This window comes from Roseibium sp. MMSF_3247 (genome assembly GCF_030733765.1).
GTDB lineage: Bacteria > Pseudomonadota > Alphaproteobacteria > Rhizobiales > Stappiaceae > Roseibium.
This window is the reverse complement of record NZ_JASHII010000002.1, coordinates 1-14,333: the sequence shown is the minus strand read 5'-3', so window position 1 is coordinate 14,333 and position 14,333 is coordinate 1. Positions and strand designations below refer to the sequence as shown.

Below are 14,333 nucleotides of genomic sequence, written 5' to 3'. Positions count from 1 at the left end.
GCAAAGGGCCTTGTCTGACATGACCGTCATTCTTCGCCCTGTCGCGCCCTCTGATTGCGATCTGATTTGCCGGCACCGGCACGACATGTTTCTTGCTGCAGGCGATCAAGAGGCAGCAAAAGCAGCCTACAGCCCGGCCTATCGAGAGTGGCAGGAAAACGCACTCCAGTCCGGGGCTTACTTCGGCTTCATCGCAGAAGTGGGCGGGGTTGCTGTCGGCGGTGTTGGGCTGATGGTCATCGACTGGCCTCCCCACCATCTCCACCCGGACGTCTTGCAACGCGGGTATGTGCTGAACGTTTTTGTCGAACCGGACCACCGGGAAAAGGGCGTCGCCAAACATCTGATGGCCGCATCCGATAAAGCCTTCACGGCGCGCGGGATCACCCATGCCGTTCTGACCGCGACCGATCAGGCGCGGCCGCTCTACGAACGCGACGGGTGGCAGCAAACGGCCCAGATGGCCAAGGAAATTGGTTGACCCTGCTCAGGCAAATTCAAACTTCGATCAGAAAACATCCGTTTGCGTGTCCATGAGGATGTAAAGGCCTGCGACGATCATGACGAGCGGGGCAAGGCGTTCGAAGAATTTTTCTGTGGCCGGTGTCGGCTTTATGAGACGGCTCAAGAAGGTCCCAAGGGCCAAAAGCATAGCCACAGCAATGAGTGCCCCTGATAGGACAAAACGGTCGAGCTCGGGTCTCGTATCTGCAAAAAACGTTGCCATCAAAACAAAGGTGTCGGTGCTGAGCGCCAGGAAAAGGACAACCACACCGATGATCGATCCCGGGGGCGGCGGGTTCTTTTCTGTGACCGCAGGTTTCCGGCGGTTTTTCAAGACCTCGCGAAAGCCGAGTGCCACGGGGACAATTCCCAAAAGACCAAGATCGGCCGGCGCTAGAAGCGCGGCTCCGCCGCCCACCAAGACCGCCCCGCCGATAACGACGACCTGTGCCAACAAAAACCCTGTGATGGCCGCCGGTTTCCGCCCAGTGGCCGCAAGCGCCAAAAAGGCGAACAATCCGTCAATATTGGTGAGAATGTAAGTGGTTGCGACAGAGAGCGCAAAAAACATCCAGCAGATCCAGGGCCATGGCGTTTCAAGTACGACCATCAGTCATAAACAGGCCAAGGCAGCCTGTCCCGGAAAAAACCGTCATGAGATGGATACGAAGGCCTGGCGAAGGGGTGAATTTTGCAACTTCACACCTAAAAGGCGTGCCCCCTCGTCAAAATTAAGGAAGTCGAAATCTGCCTTTATACGAATTTTTTACAAGGAGTGTTTTAGCAAATTTCCTTTTTATTTTCCAGAAACTCCGAAATCCCAAGTTTTACTAAAATACCAGCTCGTTTTTCGGCTAACTGCACTTATACTTGCGAGTTAACGAAAAAAACGGCTTGCGAGAATTTGGAATCGTGTTGTCCACGGAGATTGGGGCCAGTCAAAAAGGAACTTCCAGAGCGACAACCGGGCATCAGCAAGCTGATGCACCGGCAGGAAAAGCGCGCCTGAAGCGGATCCACAAGCTGTCCCGCCCGTTCTGGGCGTCCTTTATCATTGGTGCTGTGAGCCTGCTTGTATTTGCAGCCTTCCTGGTCAACGCACTTGACCGGCAAGCCATCACGTCAAGTGAACGGGTGATGGGATCTCTTCTAGGAGAGCGGACAGACCGGCTCTCTGAACTCACTTTGGAATACGCCTATTGGGACGAGTCCGTGGACCGCCTCGTCAACGGTTTCGACGAAGATTGGATCGAAACAACATTCGTTGACTACATCTACTCAAGTCTTGGAATTATCGGTGTCCACGTTGTGGATGGTGAAAATACGGACCGCTTGCACGTTTACGAAGATGCGGTCACTGACGGAACTTCCATGGAGCGTTACGGACCGGATGCGGAAAAACTGATCAACCGTGCCCGTCGAACCCCGACCAATGAAACGCCGATTCCAGCCACCGGGTTTTTGGGCACAATCGATGAACTCTATCTCGCCTCCGCGGCGCGCATGACCACCTATGATGCGGAGACAGATACAAGCACTGATCATGTCATGATGTTCGTGCGCCCGCTGGATGACGAGGCGCTCGCGGATCTTGGCGAGAAATTCCAGCTGCCGGGTCTAAAGATTGCGACAGAATCCCCCTCATATTTTCAGGCTCATTGGCCAATCCGAACCGAAGACGGCACAACGCTCGCCAGTTTTGTTTGGAACCCGGTTCTTCCAGGCCAGCGGCTGCTGCCCCCCTTGGCGCTCGGCCTGATCATCGTTTATGCAGGCATGATGATCGCGGCCCGGGCGTTTTTGAAGCAGGCGACCCATATGGTCAGTGCTCTGGACGCTGCCAAGAAACGAACCGAGCGGGCCAAGGAGCTGCTTGCGCATCAGGCGAACACGGATGCTCTTACAAACCTCGGCAACCGCTGGAGCTTTGAGCAAACCCTTGACGCACTCTCCGCCAAGGCCGACGGCACCAAGGAATTCGCTCTTGTCTGCTTCGACCTCGACCGGTTCAAGACGATCAATGACACCTTGGGGCACGAAACAGGCGATGAAGTTCTTAAATATGTCGGTGAGACTTTAAGCTCGCTCACCTACCCGCAGGACAAGGTTTTCCGACTTGGTGGGGATGAGTTTGTGATCGTCTTCGGCTTGACGGACCGTGAGCGTGTTCTGGCAGTCGCAAAGGAAGCGATCGCGATCCTGTCTCAACGGGTCACGCTCAACGGCCATTTCTGCCACTTTGGCGCCAGCGCCGGCATTGCCTATTCGACCGAACCGGTCAACTTGCTAAGGCGGGCGGATACTGCCCTTTACGCCTCCAAGAAAAAGGGGCGCGGCCAGGTCACGGTCTATATCCCGGATTCCACCGACACATCCGCTCAACGGTTACCTGCGACCGAAACACTATAGCCGTCTATTCGGCAGGCTCCGCGATTTGGCGCGCTGGCGCCGGTTCAGTCCTGTCCGGCCGCGTCACCAGATAAACACCGAAAACAATGAGGCCAAGAGCCGGCCAGGCGGTCCAGCCAGGCTGTTCGCCAAGCACAGCGATCCCCAGCAAGGTGCCGATCACAGGCACTGCATAATTCACTTGCTGCAGCCGGGCGGCCCCGATGCGCGGGATCAAATAGAAATAGATCAAGGCCGCCAGCGCTGTTGGTCCCAGCCCCAAATAAAGGACCGCGGCGAGCGCCGGAACTGGCGCAGCGGACAGGCCAAGGTCCGGCGCGAACAAAACCATGTATCCCCCCAGCGTCAGCAGTCCAACGAAGACCGAGGCTGCAGCCATTTGCAAGGGATCAGGAAAGGGAAATCTCCGCGAGAAAAGCGCCGTGAATGCATAACAACAGGCCGCCACGACCAGGCAAAGCTCGGGCAGGAGACTGCCAATCCGGCCTGCACTTAAATCCGGCGCCGCCAGCACGGCGACCCCGGCAAAACCGGCCAGCGCACCGAGCACCTTCAGTCTTGTGAGGCTTTCCTCAAAATGGACCAGAGGCGCGGCAACCAGAGTGATGATCGGTGCAATGCCCATGATCAGCGCGGCAAGCCCGGTGTTGACCTCCTGTTCTGCGTAACTGATCAGAAGAAACGGCAAGACATTCCCGCTGAGGCCGACAATGGCCGCAATGCTCCAGCCGCTAGCCCCGAGGTCAAACCCGCCTCCCCTCAGCAGCAGCACACGGCCCAGAACAGGCGCTGCAATTGCCATCCGCGCAAACACCAACGTGGCCGGGTTAATGTCTTTGACGGCAACACCAATCGCCAGGAACGAACTGCCCCACAGTGCGGCGAGCACCGACCACAATAGAAAGTCTCTTGCCTGCATGGGCCTATCCTCTAAACTGCTATGAAAGAAATAGCATGCTATTATTTCAATAGCAATGGAGGACGTATGACCGACATTCCCATTCCCGGAAAGGCCGTCCGCGGATCGCGCAGCGGCGCGCCGATAATGGCCCTGTTCGACTTACTGGGACGCCGCTGGGCAATGGGTGTGGTCTGGACGTTGAGCGAACAGGGCCCCTGCACCTTCCGCGCATTACAGGAGGCCTGCGAGAGCATTTCTCCGGCTGTTTTGAATGCCCGACTGAAAGAACTGCGGGCCGCGGGGTTCGTCACGCAAGGGGATGGCGGGTATTGCGTAACACCGCTTGGGCAGGAGGTCTATGAAGCGCTCCTGCCACTGTCCAAAGTGTCGAAAGTCTGGGCCGCGCGCATTGAGCAGAGCGGCTCCGGCGCGTCTGAGTAGTCCGCTACTCCGGCAACAGCAAGACGGATCAAGACGGCAGCGCTCGCAATGATATGCGCGAGCGTTATGATGACCGATGCGCCATGCAGGACCTTGAAACGCTTTGTTTCGCCCGCATCGGTCGCCGCGTTGATCATCGGCATCAGGACCTGTCTTGCAAAGATCGCGGATGCTGCAATCAAGACCATCACCACGCAAGAGACCACATCCAGAAATCCGGTTCCAATCGCCGCGGCCAAGGATGCCGCGATCACAAACAGATAGAAGTGCGGAAAGGCTTTGCGGATAAGGGGTCCTGCCGTTTCCGCCGGCAGCGCGGTGAAGACGAAAGCCGCGAAGCCAAAGGAATAGAGCGTCATGCCACCGAACAACAGCGCAGTCACAAGAAGGGTGGCTGAGGTGACGATCATTTCTTAGGTCTCCGTGTGACACTGGGCAAAATGTAGGGAACGTTTGTCTGGTACTGCCGGAAACGATCCCCGAATTGAGAGGCGAAACGCCGTTCCTTCAGCATCGGTGCGAGCAGGCAGTAGGCTGTTAGAAAACTCGCAACAGCGAGCTGGTCAGGCGTCCAGACCGGCACCGTCCACGTTGTCAGGGCAAAGGACACATAAATCGGCTGGCGGATGATCTTGAAGAGCCCCGTCTCCGGCATGTCCGGAAAGATCGGGCGAATGTTCTGCGCCAGTGACATCCAGCCAAGCGCGCCTGATTGCACCTCAGCGCCTGCGTCGTAACTCGCCTTGATCAGCAACAGCCATGAGAGCGTGTAAAGCCCGCACAAAAGCCAAAAAACCGCTCCCTCCGCTTGCCACCAAATCACACCGCTTGGTGTCCAAAACGCGAACAGCAAAAACAGCTGGACGGAGGCAATGATGGCATAGGTCGTGGTCGCCAGTGTTTTGCCGTGTCCGGACGGTGCAAGGGCTGCCAGCCATTTCCTGCCACGAGCCGACAGGAGCACGGAATGGGTGAGCGGGAACTGGAGCAAAAGGAACGCATTGGCGAGATACCGCCACGGATCTGGAAGCGTGCCCAGGCTGCGGCTCATCCCGAAAAACATTGCAGCGATCATGGCAAGAACTGCTGCCGCAAAGAGTGTGTGGCAGACAAGACCATATAAGTAGGCAAGCGCGATCCGTCCGCGCCCGGGCGGGACGGACAGCATTCCCGCCACCAAGCGGAGCAGTCTTTTCAAAGGTCTCAGGTCAACCAGCGTCATCGCTGACAAAACCTAGCGCCGTGCGTCCTTATCGCCAGTGGCATTTGACGGTTTGTCGCAGAGGTCTGGGAGATCCCCAAAAAATTAGACCAGGGTCGGCCGAAAACCGCCGGAAACCTTGGCGTCCCCGGTCATCTTCCTAGTTACACGGTTGAGAGTTGAGGGAGAACTGAATGTCTGAACCAGTTGTCGCGCAAAAAGCGCCCTATGCGGTCGAAGTTGAAGCGGGAAAAAACTACTTCTGGTGTGCGTGCGGCAAGAGCGCGAACCAGCCGTTTTGCGACGGTAGCCACAAGGGCACCGACTTCGCGCCGGTAAAATACACGGCGGAAAAGGACGGCAAAGCGTTCTTCTGCGGCTGCAAGGCAAGCAGCAAATCCCCGCTTTGCGATGGGACGCACAGCAAGCTGTAAACACGAAACAGCCGGACCTGGGAAACCCGATCCGGCTGTCTTCAGATTTTCGTTGTGTCAGGACGCCCGGGCTGCGGACGGCGGCAGTTCGATATCGATGCCAAGCGTGGTGACATCGCCTTCCCGGTCCATTTCAAGCCGGACGGCATCGGGATCGATATCGATCCGCTTGGCCACAACCGCCAGAATGTCTTCGCGAAGACTGGAAATCAGCGCTGCATCATCGCTGTTGCCGGCGCGTTCATGCGCAAGAAGGATCTGCAGCCGGTTCTTGGCAACCGAAGCACTTTGGCTTCTCTTGCCAAAAAGGCTCAGGATGTTCATGCCGCCCTCCCCTTGAAGATCTTGCCGAACAAGCCCTTCTTTTCTTCCGGGATGGTGACGGGAATGTTTTCCCCCAAAAGACGGCGCGTTGCTTCCATATAAGCACGGGCCGCGGGCGAACCTTCGTCGGCCAGCGTGACCGGCAGGCCGACGTTGGAGGCCTTCAGCACGTCCTTGCTTTCCGGGATCACGCCAATGAGCGGCACTGACAAGATGTCCACCACATCGTCGGTTGCCAGCATCTCGCCTGTTTTGGCGCGGGCGCTGTCATACCGGGTGATCAGGAGGTGCTTGGGCATGCGCCCGCCCTGCTCCGCAACCTGCGTCTTGGCGTCCAGAAGCCCAATGATCCGGTCGCAGTCGCGCACGGAGGACACTTCCGGGTTGGAAACGATGATGGCTTCATCTGCATGGCGCATGGCCAGCGTCGCGCCGCGCTCAATGCCCGCCGGGCTGTCGCAGACGATCCAGTCGAAGTAATGGCGCAATTCGCTGATGACGCTGGCAACACCCTCTTCGGTGAGCGCGTCCTTGTCGCGGGTCTGGGAAGCCGGCAGAAGGAATAGATTGTTCAGCTTCTTGTCGCGCACCAAAGCCTGCTTGATGGTCGCCTCGCCGCGCACCACGTTGACCAGATCGAACACGACGCGCCGTTCCGCGCCCATGATCAGGTCCAGGTTACGCAAGCCCACATCGAAGTCGATGGCACAGACCTGATAACCTTCCTTGGCCAGCGCTGAGGCGATTGCGGCGGATGTGGTTGTCTTACCAACCCCGCCCTTGCCTGACGTGACCACAACGACTGTTGCGTTGCTCATGGTGTTCGTCCCACTTGTTGACGGTGCAAAGGCGCTTCACGGCCCCGACCGGAGTTAACTCAGTTGTTCAAAGACAAGGCTCTCGTCCTCAAAGCGGATCTGCGCCGGTGCGTTGCGCAGAGCCGCGTCGAAGTCATCGGCAACCTTGTAAAGTCCATTGATGGACACCAGTTCGGCGTCCAGTTTCGAGCAGAAGATCCGCGCGCCATCCCGTCCGGAGACCCCGGCCAAAGCCCGGCCGCGCAAGGCGCCGTAAACATGGATTGATCCGCCCGCGATGATCTCGGCGCCGGAGCTGACCGAGCCGACAATCGTCACGTCGCCATCCGGATGCAGGATGCTCTGACCGGAGCGCACATGTTCGGTAATGACAATTGATGATCCATTGGCCTCTGGCACCGCCCGAGCCTGCCGGTCTGCTTTCTTGGCAGCGGGCTTCTCGGCGATCTTGATTGCCGGGTCCGGATCGGACGCATCTGTTTTCGCAGCCTTTTTGGGCGCATCGGTGTTGTCGACTGTCTTTTGGCCCGCAGCCCCCACCGTCGCCTCGTTCCCGACACCGGCTTCCGGGATTTCGACATCAGCCGTCAGTCGTCCACCGCCAAAACTCGGCGGCATTCCCGGTTTGAGGCGCGTTCCGGAAATCCCGTCGATGCCGAAAACCCGGATGGAACGCTCGCTCAAGCCGTCCAGAACGGTCTCAAGGTCCTCGATCGGGATCTTTGTACCGCGCACGTCCAGAACGATCGGCCGGTCGATGAAAAATCCCGGTGTGCGCGCGATGATCCGGTCGATCTCGTTGAACCAGTCCTGATAGGGCGGCTCGGGAGACAACACGATCGCAATGAAGGATTTTCCCTTGAATTTCATCAAAGAGGCCCGGCGTCTTTCTCAAACGGAGTGCTTAGTCGCATAAACCTATCATTAACCGAACCGGACAGTTGGGCAGCGGACCGTTTTCCACGGATATCCAAATTCTTCCGAGTTTTCAGGCAATTGTCGGGTCTGCGGCGTCTCCCTGATGGGTCTTCGGCGGCAGACCTGACAAAACTGCCGATCCAATCGGCAGGAATCACCGCGAATACAGGGCGATTCTGTCAATTTGAGCCGCCGCCGGTTAACCGAATTCCAGATGAAAGCTTCACTTTTGCCATATTGCAGTGCAATATAAGCTATCTAACAACAAAGCGCGCTGACTAAGCTTGGAACAAATATGAGTAATTTCAGCGATGTAATGGACTATCTGGGTCTATCTCAGGACGAGGCAGCCCGCGTCCTCAACTCATCTGCAGACGAAATTGTTCGCTGGCGCAACACAAATGAGGCGCCACCCCTGCACATCTGGCAGTCCCTCGTGCAGATGCTCGACGACGTGCGCCGCTCCGCCGAAGAGGCTGCGAAATCGGCTGACCTTGACCACCTGGAGGCGTCCGACCTCAACCGTGTCACGCTGAACATGCCGAGCCAGATGTCCTCCGATCTTGCCGGCCCAAAGCGCGCCGCCACCGCCCTTGCCGTTGCCACCCTTGCCCGGGTTTTTGTCTGAGGCTGCGGAGCAGAAAATTAAACCGATTAGAAAAGTGTGCAAAGCGGCTTGATTCCGGACCGTTCCCGCCTTTGGCAGTGCCCGCTTTTCTGCTAACACTTGTGCCGGTGCGGCGCTCCATCAGACCGCAGGAAATCCCCTGACCTTGCCACTCGGCAGATGGCCAGACCCTCAAAAAACCCGCTTCTTCAAGGCCGCTGCCCATGTCCGCATCGCTCAAAGGCTTTTTGTTCGCTCTCAGCGGCTTTGCGATCTTTTCCACCCATGACGCCTTGATCAAGGCGCTCGGCGGCACGTATCCGGCCTTCCAGATCATTTTCTTCTCGGTCCTGTTCGCCTTCGTGCCGGTCTCCCTAATCATTCTGGCGGACGGTAAGGCGGACAATTTCCGGCCCCGCCGACCCGGATTGGTGCTCTTAAGATCAAGCCTCGCCATCGTTGCAATGTCCGGCGGGTTTTACGCCTTTACCGTTCTGCCGCTTGCCGAGGTCTATGCCCTCCTTTTTGCAACGCCGCTGCTGGTCACCGCCTTGTCCGTGCCGCTCCTTGGCGAAACCGTGCGTTTTCAGCGCTGGATCGCGGTCATTGTCGGGTTGATCGGCGTGGTGATCGTCCTGCGCCCCGGTGTCAGCGCGCTGTCCGCCGGCCACATCGCCGCGCTTTTATCGGCAAGTGCAAACTCGGTCTCCTCGATCCTGGTGCGCAAGATCGGCGGGCAAGAACGCTCTGCGGTCTTGATCCTTTATCCGATGATCCTGATGCTGATCGTGATGTCCATCCTGATGCCGAGCTCCTACCAGCCGATGGCCGTGGGCGACCTGGGCTTGATGGCGGCAATCGGGTTTCTGTCGGTGATTGCCCAATCGGCCATCATCGGCGCCTACCGGGCCGCGCCCGCCGCCGTTGTCGCGCCGTTGCAATACAGCCAGATCCTGTGGGCGGCCCTGTTCGGCGCGCTGTTCTTTTCAGAAACACCGGATTTTTATGTGGCGCTCGGCTCGGCGATCATTGTCGCGTCCGGCCTGTTCGTGGTCTGGCGCGAGGCTCAGGAAAACGTCTCCGCCCGCCGCCCGGTCACCCGCAGTGCCAGCTTCCGCTTCAACACCGGCTACGCCTCCAGCGTCAACCGGGCGGAGGATAAGGACGACGACGAAAAGCCGGATTAAGTGGGAAGGAGCTTTGAGGCAGGGGCGCATCCAACGACCGCCATATCCCGCATGGTATGACTGCATCGCAGGGGGCGTCGGCCCAATTCGATGGGCCGCACATAGCCGGTCTAGTCCGGAACAATGCGCGCTCTTGCAAAACGAAAGTCGATCTTCAACTTGGCGGCCTCGATCGCATCATGAAGCGGACCACTCATGAAGATTTTGCCGCTAAGTTTTGGATCAACCCAGAGATCGGCTCCGACAAGGGCAGAGGTAGAAACCGCTACATCCCCATCTTCAGGAGTTATGGAACCTGCCCAGAGTTCTTGACCCGTTTTCTTGTTCCGAGCAAGAAAGCTTACGCGCTGGCTTTCCCTCGGCACAAAACAGTCCTTTTGCGAGCCGAAATTCAGGAAATAAAACGGTCCGGACAGTTGCGTAGTCTTGTCCATCTCAAAGATCGGGAATTCGACCAGCTCACCGCCACCAAGATCGAAGTCCTTGAGCAATTCCGCCAGTTTTCCTTTGACTGCTAGGAAACCACTCACCCAGAAAAGGTCTTTGACCCGTGACCAGCGCCTATGATCGAAAACATAGGCAGCTTCCACGAACTCCTCGCGTTCGAGTTTTTCACCCTGGGAGGATCGATTTACATTAGCCAGCTGTTCGGGCGTAAGTGCATCTTGTTCAAATTGTTGAGGCGCCCAATCCTGACCAAAAAACTTCTCTCGGATCCCGAGCTTGTTTCCCAGAAGATAGTTGCTTGAAACGCTGCTCACCCAAATCTCATCCGCCATCGCCTAAGCTCCCAGAACACTCTCCACCGCCTTGGCGCAGGCGAGCAGGTTTTCGTCCTCACCGCCCGGCGCGATCAGCATGGCGCTCAAGGTCTGGCCGGCGTTTTGGTAGGGCAGCGCGATGCCACAGCCATCGCAGACATTGGCGAGTGAGGGATTGCGCAGGGCCAGAAGATTGAGCCGGTTGAAGTCGCCATCATCCGCCAGATCGGCAATTTTTGGTGGCAGAATGGGCGTTGTCGGAAGCAAGAGAATGTCGCTACCGACCTCCTCGGCGAAGGCCTTTATCAAGGTGTGACGCCGGTTCAGCGTCTGCCGGTACTCGACCGCGGAAATCTCCTCTGCCCGACCCATGCGCGCATGCACACGCGGGTCGAACTGGTCCGGTGATGTCTGGAAATGATCCTCGTAATGGGCCCGCGATTCCACTGACGTCATGTGCCACGGCGGAACCTTTGCGTAGAGATCGATGACGGCGAGATCCTTCTCGACAACCTCTAAACCGGCCTCGCGCAGTTTTTCAACGACGGCCTTGAAACCCTCGGCAACGGGCGCCTCGATCTCGTCAAAGCCGAAGTTTTTCGGCACCATGAGGCGAGCAGCCTTGTGCTCTACCGGGATGGTTTCCCGCCCTGCCATCACCTGCCAGGTGAGTTCACATTCCGCGACGGTTTTTGCCATCGGGCCAAAACTGTCGAGACTGTCGGAAAGCGGCTTGCCGCCCGCCATCGAGACAGTGCTTTGCGTCGGCTTGAAGCCGGTGATGCCGTTGAACGCCGCGGGGATGCGCAAGGATCCGCCGGTGTCGCTGCCGATCGCAATGTCGCAGAGGCCCAGCGCCACGGCGACCGCCCCGCCACTGGTCGACCCGCCCGGCGCACAGCCCGGATAAAGCGCGTTTTCCGGCGTGCCGTAATGGGGGTTGAGGCCGAGCCCGGAATAGGCAAATTCGGACATGTTGGTCAGGCCGGTGAACACCGCGCCCGCCGCATCCAGCCGGGCAATCGCGGGCGCATCTTCCGTTGCCGGCGGATCGTTTTTGAGAACGGTCGTGGCGGACGTCGTCACTTCCCCGGCAACGTCGAACAGCGCCTTGACACTGACCAGCGCTCCTTTGAGCGGACCGTCATTTTCAGCCGCTTTCGCCACCTGCTGGCGGGCCCGGGTCTCCAGGAGCTTGATGTAGACATGAGCCGCCGCCGGGTCGCTATTGGCCTTCTCCAGGGCTGCGTCCAGCCGCTCACCCACCGTTGCTGCATCCCAGGAAACCGCTGCGTTCATTTTCGCCCAACCCTTGCCAAAAGTTCTTATTGTCTGAACCTGATAGCACGATTGGCCGTTCTGAACAGGACCTTAAGTGTTTGCGTCCGTCTCGACCGGCCACGCGTCCTCAATCAGCGCCGCGGCGGTCTTTGCAGCCTCCAACATCTTGGCCTTGTCGTCATCGCCGTCCGTCAAGCGGGCCAGAACCACGGAACCAAGCAGGAGGGCAAGTACGGCCTGCCCCTTCGGACCCCGTTTCCCCTCGCCAAGATTAAGCAAACGGACCGTGCGATCGACCGCATTTTTAGCAGCGTCCTGTGGGGCCCCGTTCATCCGGACGAGTTCCGTTCCCAAGGCTGCCAACGGACATCCTTTGCCACGCCCCGACAAATGATCTTCCGAAAGATACCGTGCGATGTAGGCGTCCCGCGCCAGTGCGCGCGCTGCCCCCTCCGGGGCCTCTTCGCCCTCTTTCAAGACGTCATCGACCGCGCGATCCAGCGCAGCTGAGATCAAACCTTCCTTTGAGCCAAAGTGTCTGTAGAACCCGCCATGGGTCAGTCCGGCGGCCTTCATCACATCGGCGACACTGGTCATCTCGATCCCGTTTTCCCGAAACAATCGGGCAGCTGCATCCACTATCTTATTGTGATTTCGTTGTTTTTCTTCGTTCGACACACGCGGCATCAAAAGCCTCCGAAAATCTTCTTGACACTAATGATGACATATATCATCTAATTTTTAGATGACAACTATCATCATTAAGGACATCGCGTATGAAGACCCTTCCCAAAATTCTTGTGACCAGTGCCGCCGGAAAAACCGGCCTGCACGTCACCCTGCAGCTCCGCCAGCAAAACTATCCGGTGCGCGCCTTTGTGCGCCGGAAGGATCATCGGTCAGAGGCGCTGGAACGGGCGGGTGCGGAGGTGTTCGTCGGCAATCAATATTCGCTGACCGATATGCGCACCGCGATGACAGGCGTCAGCCGCGCCTATCAATGCGCTCCGACGGCACCGAATGGCCTACACTTCAACGCCGTTTTCACGGCAGCAGCTTATGAGGCCCAGATGGAACATGTCGTCACCCTCAGCCAGTGGCTCTCAAGTGCAGACCACCCGTCGCTGTTTACGCGGGAAGTGTATCTTGGCGACGTCCTGATCAGGATGCGTCCGGAAATGTCGGTCACCACCGTCAATCCCGGCTGGTTTGCGGACAATTACCTGATGGTTCTCGATATAGCCGCGCATCTGGGCCTCTTCACCATGCCGCTCGGTGCGGGGGATCAGAAGAAAAATGCACCGCCGTCGAACGAAGACATTGCACGCGTTGCGGTGGCGGCCCTGACCGATCCCGCAAAACATGCCGGTCAAACTTACCGTCCGACAGGGCCCGAGCTACTTTCTCCCAATGACATTGCCGCTGCCATGAGCCGCGCGCTGCGCCGCCGGGTACGCTACATGGACATCTCCGAACGGATGATGGTGAAGGCGCTCAAGGCTCTGCCGCCCTCTAATTACTCCGTTGCCGCCGTGACGCAGCTTGCCCTTTATGCAGACGAATACCGGCGTGGCAGCTTTGCGGTGAACGCACCGACGGATCACGTTGCACGGATTGGCGGGCAGGAACCGGAAAGCTTTGAAGCGATTGTGCGCAAACATGCAGCCGGCCAACCCGGACTGGTGAAAAGCTCGCTGCGAAGCCTTGGCGCCATGGCCCGCTTTGCCAAGATCCTTGCAACCCGGCCGTTTGACCTGAAGCGCGCCGAAGCGGAGCGGGATTACGTCCAGCTGTCCGCGCCGATGTTCGCACAAGACGACGCTTCCTGGCAGGCAACACACCAACCGGCATCCATCCCCCTCCCCGCGGCCCGCGTCGCCTGAACCACTTTGAAACGACAAGGATAATCCCCCATGACCCCGCAATCAGAGCTCCTCAACCGCAACAAAGCGTTTGCCTCCAGTTTCGATAAGGCGGATCTGCCCATATTGCCGACACTGCAAACCCTCATCATCGCTTGCCTTGATGCCCGCACCGATCCGGCCCATCTCTTCGGGCTCGAGCTTGGAAACGCCGTCGTGATCCGGAATACAGGCGGACGGGTGACCCGTGCTGTGATCGAGGAGGTCGCAACCCTGGCGGCCCTGGTTCGTGCGGCGACAAATGGCCAGGAGCCGCGGTTCAACGTCATTCTCATGCAACACACGCAGTGCGGCGCGCAAAGGCTGGCGCAGCCGGAAATGCAGGCGATGATGAAAGAAAAGATGGGCATCGACGTTTCGGAATATGCGATCCACGATCAACGGTCCGACTTGATGGGCGATATCGACCGGCTCTGCGCGGCTGCACAGGTGCCCGGCGGGATTTCTGTCTCGGCGACCCTTTATGATGTTGCAACGGGGCTGGTGGAGGAAATCGCCCCCGCAAAATCGCTTGAAGACTGGCGCGCCGAACGAGACGCGGGTTCCGAAACCACAAGTGCCGTTCTTTAAACACTGCGTTTCTACGATCGAAAACACGATCCTGAACAAAAACAGACGGGGGCGC

The 14,333-nt window shown here is 58.2% G+C and carries 18 protein-coding genes; 8 read left to right on the top strand and 10 right to left on the bottom strand.

The window, feature by feature from the left end:
* Positions 1–19: 19 nt before the first annotated feature.
* A complete protein-coding gene (locus RBB44_RS05495) occupies positions 20–481 on the top strand; it encodes a GNAT family N-acetyltransferase (protein WP_306146394.1) in 462 nt (153 codons plus the stop codon).
* A gap of 27 nt (positions 482–508) precedes the next feature.
* Here RBB44_RS05495 and RBB44_RS05490 read toward each other — a convergent pair whose 3' ends face one another.
* Positions 509–1,075 carry a hypothetical protein gene (locus RBB44_RS05490; protein WP_306146393.1) on the bottom strand — a complete coding sequence of 189 codons (567 nt, stop codon included), beginning with the start codon at positions 1,073–1,075 and terminating at the stop codon, positions 509–511.
* 344 nt (positions 1,076–1,419) lie between these two features.
* Between RBB44_RS05490 and RBB44_RS05485 the strand changes: the two genes are divergently transcribed.
* Positions 1,420–2,913: a diguanylate cyclase domain-containing protein gene (locus RBB44_RS05485; RefSeq protein ID WP_306146392.1), complete on the top strand. Its 1,494-nt coding sequence runs from the start codon at positions 1,420–1,422 to the stop codon at positions 2,911–2,913.
* Positions 2,914–2,917: 4 nt separating this feature from the next.
* Here RBB44_RS05485 and RBB44_RS05480 read toward each other — a convergent pair whose 3' ends face one another.
* A complete protein-coding gene (locus RBB44_RS05480) occupies positions 2,918–3,832 on the bottom strand; it encodes a DMT family transporter (RefSeq protein WP_306146391.1) in 915 nt (304 codons plus the stop codon).
* A gap of 66 nt (positions 3,833–3,898) precedes the next feature.
* Between RBB44_RS05480 and RBB44_RS05475 the strand changes: the two genes are divergently transcribed.
* A complete protein-coding gene (locus RBB44_RS05475) occupies positions 3,899–4,255 on the top strand; it encodes a helix-turn-helix domain-containing protein (RefSeq protein ID WP_306146390.1) in 357 nt (118 codons plus the stop codon).
* On the opposite strand, the gene RBB44_RS05470 is transcribed toward RBB44_RS05475, so the two are convergent.
* Positions 4,171–4,665: a DUF4149 domain-containing protein gene (locus tag RBB44_RS05470; RefSeq protein ID WP_306146389.1), complete on the bottom strand. Its 495-nt coding sequence runs from the start codon at positions 4,663–4,665 to the stop codon at positions 4,171–4,173. The two genes, RBB44_RS05475 and RBB44_RS05470, sit on opposite strands and share 85 nt — an antisense overlap.
* Entirely contained in the window at positions 4,662–5,423 is a 762-nt protein-coding gene (locus RBB44_RS05465; RefSeq protein ID WP_306146388.1) for an isoprenylcysteine carboxylmethyltransferase family protein, read from the bottom strand. The genes RBB44_RS05470 and RBB44_RS05465 overlap by 4 nt, the downstream gene beginning before the upstream one ends.
* 227 nt (positions 5,424–5,650) lie before the next feature.
* On the opposite strand from RBB44_RS05465, the gene RBB44_RS05460 reads away from it, so the two are divergent.
* Positions 5,651–5,890: a CDGSH iron-sulfur domain-containing protein gene (locus tag RBB44_RS05460; RefSeq protein WP_008191849.1), complete on the top strand. Its 240-nt coding sequence runs from the start codon at positions 5,651–5,653 to the stop codon at positions 5,888–5,890.
* A gap of 57 nt (positions 5,891–5,947) precedes the next feature.
* Here the strand turns inward: RBB44_RS05460 and minE are convergent, their stop codons facing one another.
* Genes minE through minC form a run of 3 tightly spaced genes read right to left on the bottom strand, consistent with a single transcriptional unit; the run spans position 5,948 to position 7,902 of the window.
* On the bottom strand, positions 5,948–6,214 hold the full coding sequence (minE, locus tag RBB44_RS05455) for a cell division topological specificity factor MinE (protein WP_008195613.1): 267 nt from the start codon (positions 6,212–6,214) through the stop codon (positions 5,948–5,950).
* Positions 6,211–7,032 carry a septum site-determining protein MinD gene (gene minD / locus RBB44_RS05450; protein WP_008195504.1) on the bottom strand — a complete coding sequence of 274 codons (822 nt, stop codon included), beginning with the start codon at positions 7,030–7,032 and terminating at the stop codon, positions 6,211–6,213. The genes minE and minD overlap by 4 nt, the downstream gene beginning before the upstream one ends.
* Before the next feature lie 54 nt (positions 7,033–7,086).
* Positions 7,087–7,902 carry a septum site-determining protein MinC gene (gene minC / locus RBB44_RS05445; RefSeq protein WP_306146387.1) on the bottom strand — a complete coding sequence of 272 codons (816 nt, stop codon included), beginning with the start codon at positions 7,900–7,902 and terminating at the stop codon, positions 7,087–7,089.
* Positions 7,903–8,245: 343 nt separating this feature from the next.
* On the opposite strand from minC, the gene RBB44_RS05440 reads away from it, so the two are divergent.
* Positions 8,246–8,578 (top strand): hypothetical protein, encoded by a 333-nt coding sequence (locus RBB44_RS05440; protein WP_133952949.1) that lies wholly within the window; start codon positions 8,246–8,248, stop codon positions 8,576–8,578.
* 203 nt (positions 8,579–8,781) lie between these two features.
* Positions 8,782–9,744, top strand: a complete 963-nt coding sequence (locus RBB44_RS05435; RefSeq protein ID WP_306146385.1) for a DMT family transporter — start codon at positions 8,782–8,784, stop codon at positions 9,742–9,744.
* A gap of 110 nt (positions 9,745–9,854) precedes the next feature.
* Here RBB44_RS05435 and RBB44_RS05430 read toward each other — a convergent pair whose 3' ends face one another.
* The 3 genes from RBB44_RS05430 to RBB44_RS05420 form a co-directional block, all read right to left on the bottom strand.
* On the bottom strand, positions 9,855–10,523 hold the full coding sequence (locus tag RBB44_RS05430) for a hypothetical protein (RefSeq protein WP_306146384.1): 669 nt from the start codon (positions 10,521–10,523) through the stop codon (positions 9,855–9,857).
* A 3-nt stretch (positions 10,524–10,526) separates the two neighbouring features.
* Positions 10,527–11,804, bottom strand: coding sequence for an amidase family protein (locus RBB44_RS05425; protein ID WP_306146383.1), 1,278 nt, complete (start codon positions 11,802–11,804; stop codon positions 10,527–10,529).
* 72 nt (positions 11,805–11,876) lie between these two features.
* Positions 11,877–12,473: a TetR/AcrR family transcriptional regulator gene (locus RBB44_RS05420; protein ID WP_306146381.1), complete on the bottom strand. Its 597-nt coding sequence runs from the start codon at positions 12,471–12,473 to the stop codon at positions 11,877–11,879.
* An 89-nt stretch (positions 12,474–12,562) separates the two neighbouring features.
* Here RBB44_RS05420 and RBB44_RS05415 point away from each other — a divergent pair, with 89 nt between their 5' ends.
* Positions 12,563–13,669 carry an NmrA family NAD(P)-binding protein gene (locus RBB44_RS05415; RefSeq protein WP_306146380.1) on the top strand — a complete coding sequence of 369 codons (1,107 nt, stop codon included), beginning with the start codon at positions 12,563–12,565 and terminating at the stop codon, positions 13,667–13,669.
* Positions 13,670–13,699: 30 nt separating this feature from the next.
* Entirely contained in the window at positions 13,700–14,278 is a 579-nt protein-coding gene (locus RBB44_RS05410) for a carbonic anhydrase (protein WP_306146379.1), read from the top strand.
* The last annotated feature ends 55 nt before the right edge of the window (positions 14,279–14,333 follow it).

Excerpts from the sequence above, each read along its gene's own strand:
- RBB44_RS05495 (WP_306146394.1), top strand. The coding sequence starts at position 20 with ATGACCGTCATTCTTCGCCCTGTCGCGCCCTCTGATTGCGATCTGATT.
- RBB44_RS05490 (WP_306146393.1), bottom strand. The coding sequence starts at position 1,075 with ATGTTTTTTGCGCTCTCTGTCGCAACCACTTACATTCTCACCAATATT.
- RBB44_RS05480 (WP_306146391.1), bottom strand. The coding sequence starts at position 3,832 with ATGCAGGCAAGAGACTTTCTATTGTGGTCGGTGCTCGCCGCACTGTGG.
- RBB44_RS05475 (WP_306146390.1), top strand. The coding sequence starts at position 3,899 with ATGACCGACATTCCCATTCCCGGAAAGGCCGTCCGCGGATCGCGCAGC.
- RBB44_RS05470 (WP_306146389.1), bottom strand. The coding sequence starts at position 4,665 with ATGATCGTCACCTCAGCCACCCTTCTTGTGACTGCGCTGTTGTTCGGT.
- RBB44_RS05465 (WP_306146388.1), bottom strand. The coding sequence starts at position 5,423 with ATGCTGTCCGTCCCGCCCGGGCGCGGACGGATCGCGCTTGCCTACTTA.
- RBB44_RS05460 (WP_008191849.1), top strand. The coding sequence starts at position 5,651 with ATGTCTGAACCAGTTGTCGCGCAAAAAGCGCCCTATGCGGTCGAAGTT.
- minE (WP_008195613.1), bottom strand. The coding sequence starts at position 6,214 with ATGAACATCCTGAGCCTTTTTGGCAAGAGAAGCCAAAGTGCTTCGGTT.
- minD (WP_008195504.1), bottom strand. The coding sequence starts at position 7,032 with ATGAGCAACGCAACAGTCGTTGTGGTCACGTCAGGCAAGGGCGGGGTT.
- minC (WP_306146387.1), bottom strand. The coding sequence starts at position 7,902 with ATGAAATTCAAGGGAAAATCCTTCATTGCGATCGTGTTGTCTCCCGAG.
- RBB44_RS05440 (WP_133952949.1), top strand. The coding sequence starts at position 8,246 with ATGAGTAATTTCAGCGATGTAATGGACTATCTGGGTCTATCTCAGGAC.
- RBB44_RS05435 (WP_306146385.1), top strand. The coding sequence starts at position 8,782 with ATGTCCGCATCGCTCAAAGGCTTTTTGTTCGCTCTCAGCGGCTTTGCG.
- RBB44_RS05430 (WP_306146384.1), bottom strand. The coding sequence starts at position 10,523 with ATGGCGGATGAGATTTGGGTGAGCAGCGTTTCAAGCAACTATCTTCTG.
- RBB44_RS05425 (WP_306146383.1), bottom strand. The coding sequence starts at position 11,804 with ATGAACGCAGCGGTTTCCTGGGATGCAGCAACGGTGGGTGAGCGGCTG.
- RBB44_RS05420 (WP_306146381.1), bottom strand. The coding sequence starts at position 12,473 with ATGCCGCGTGTGTCGAACGAAGAAAAACAACGAAATCACAATAAGATA.
- RBB44_RS05415 (WP_306146380.1), top strand. The coding sequence starts at position 12,563 with ATGAAGACCCTTCCCAAAATTCTTGTGACCAGTGCCGCCGGAAAAACC.
- RBB44_RS05410 (WP_306146379.1), top strand. The coding sequence starts at position 13,700 with ATGACCCCGCAATCAGAGCTCCTCAACCGCAACAAAGCGTTTGCCTCC.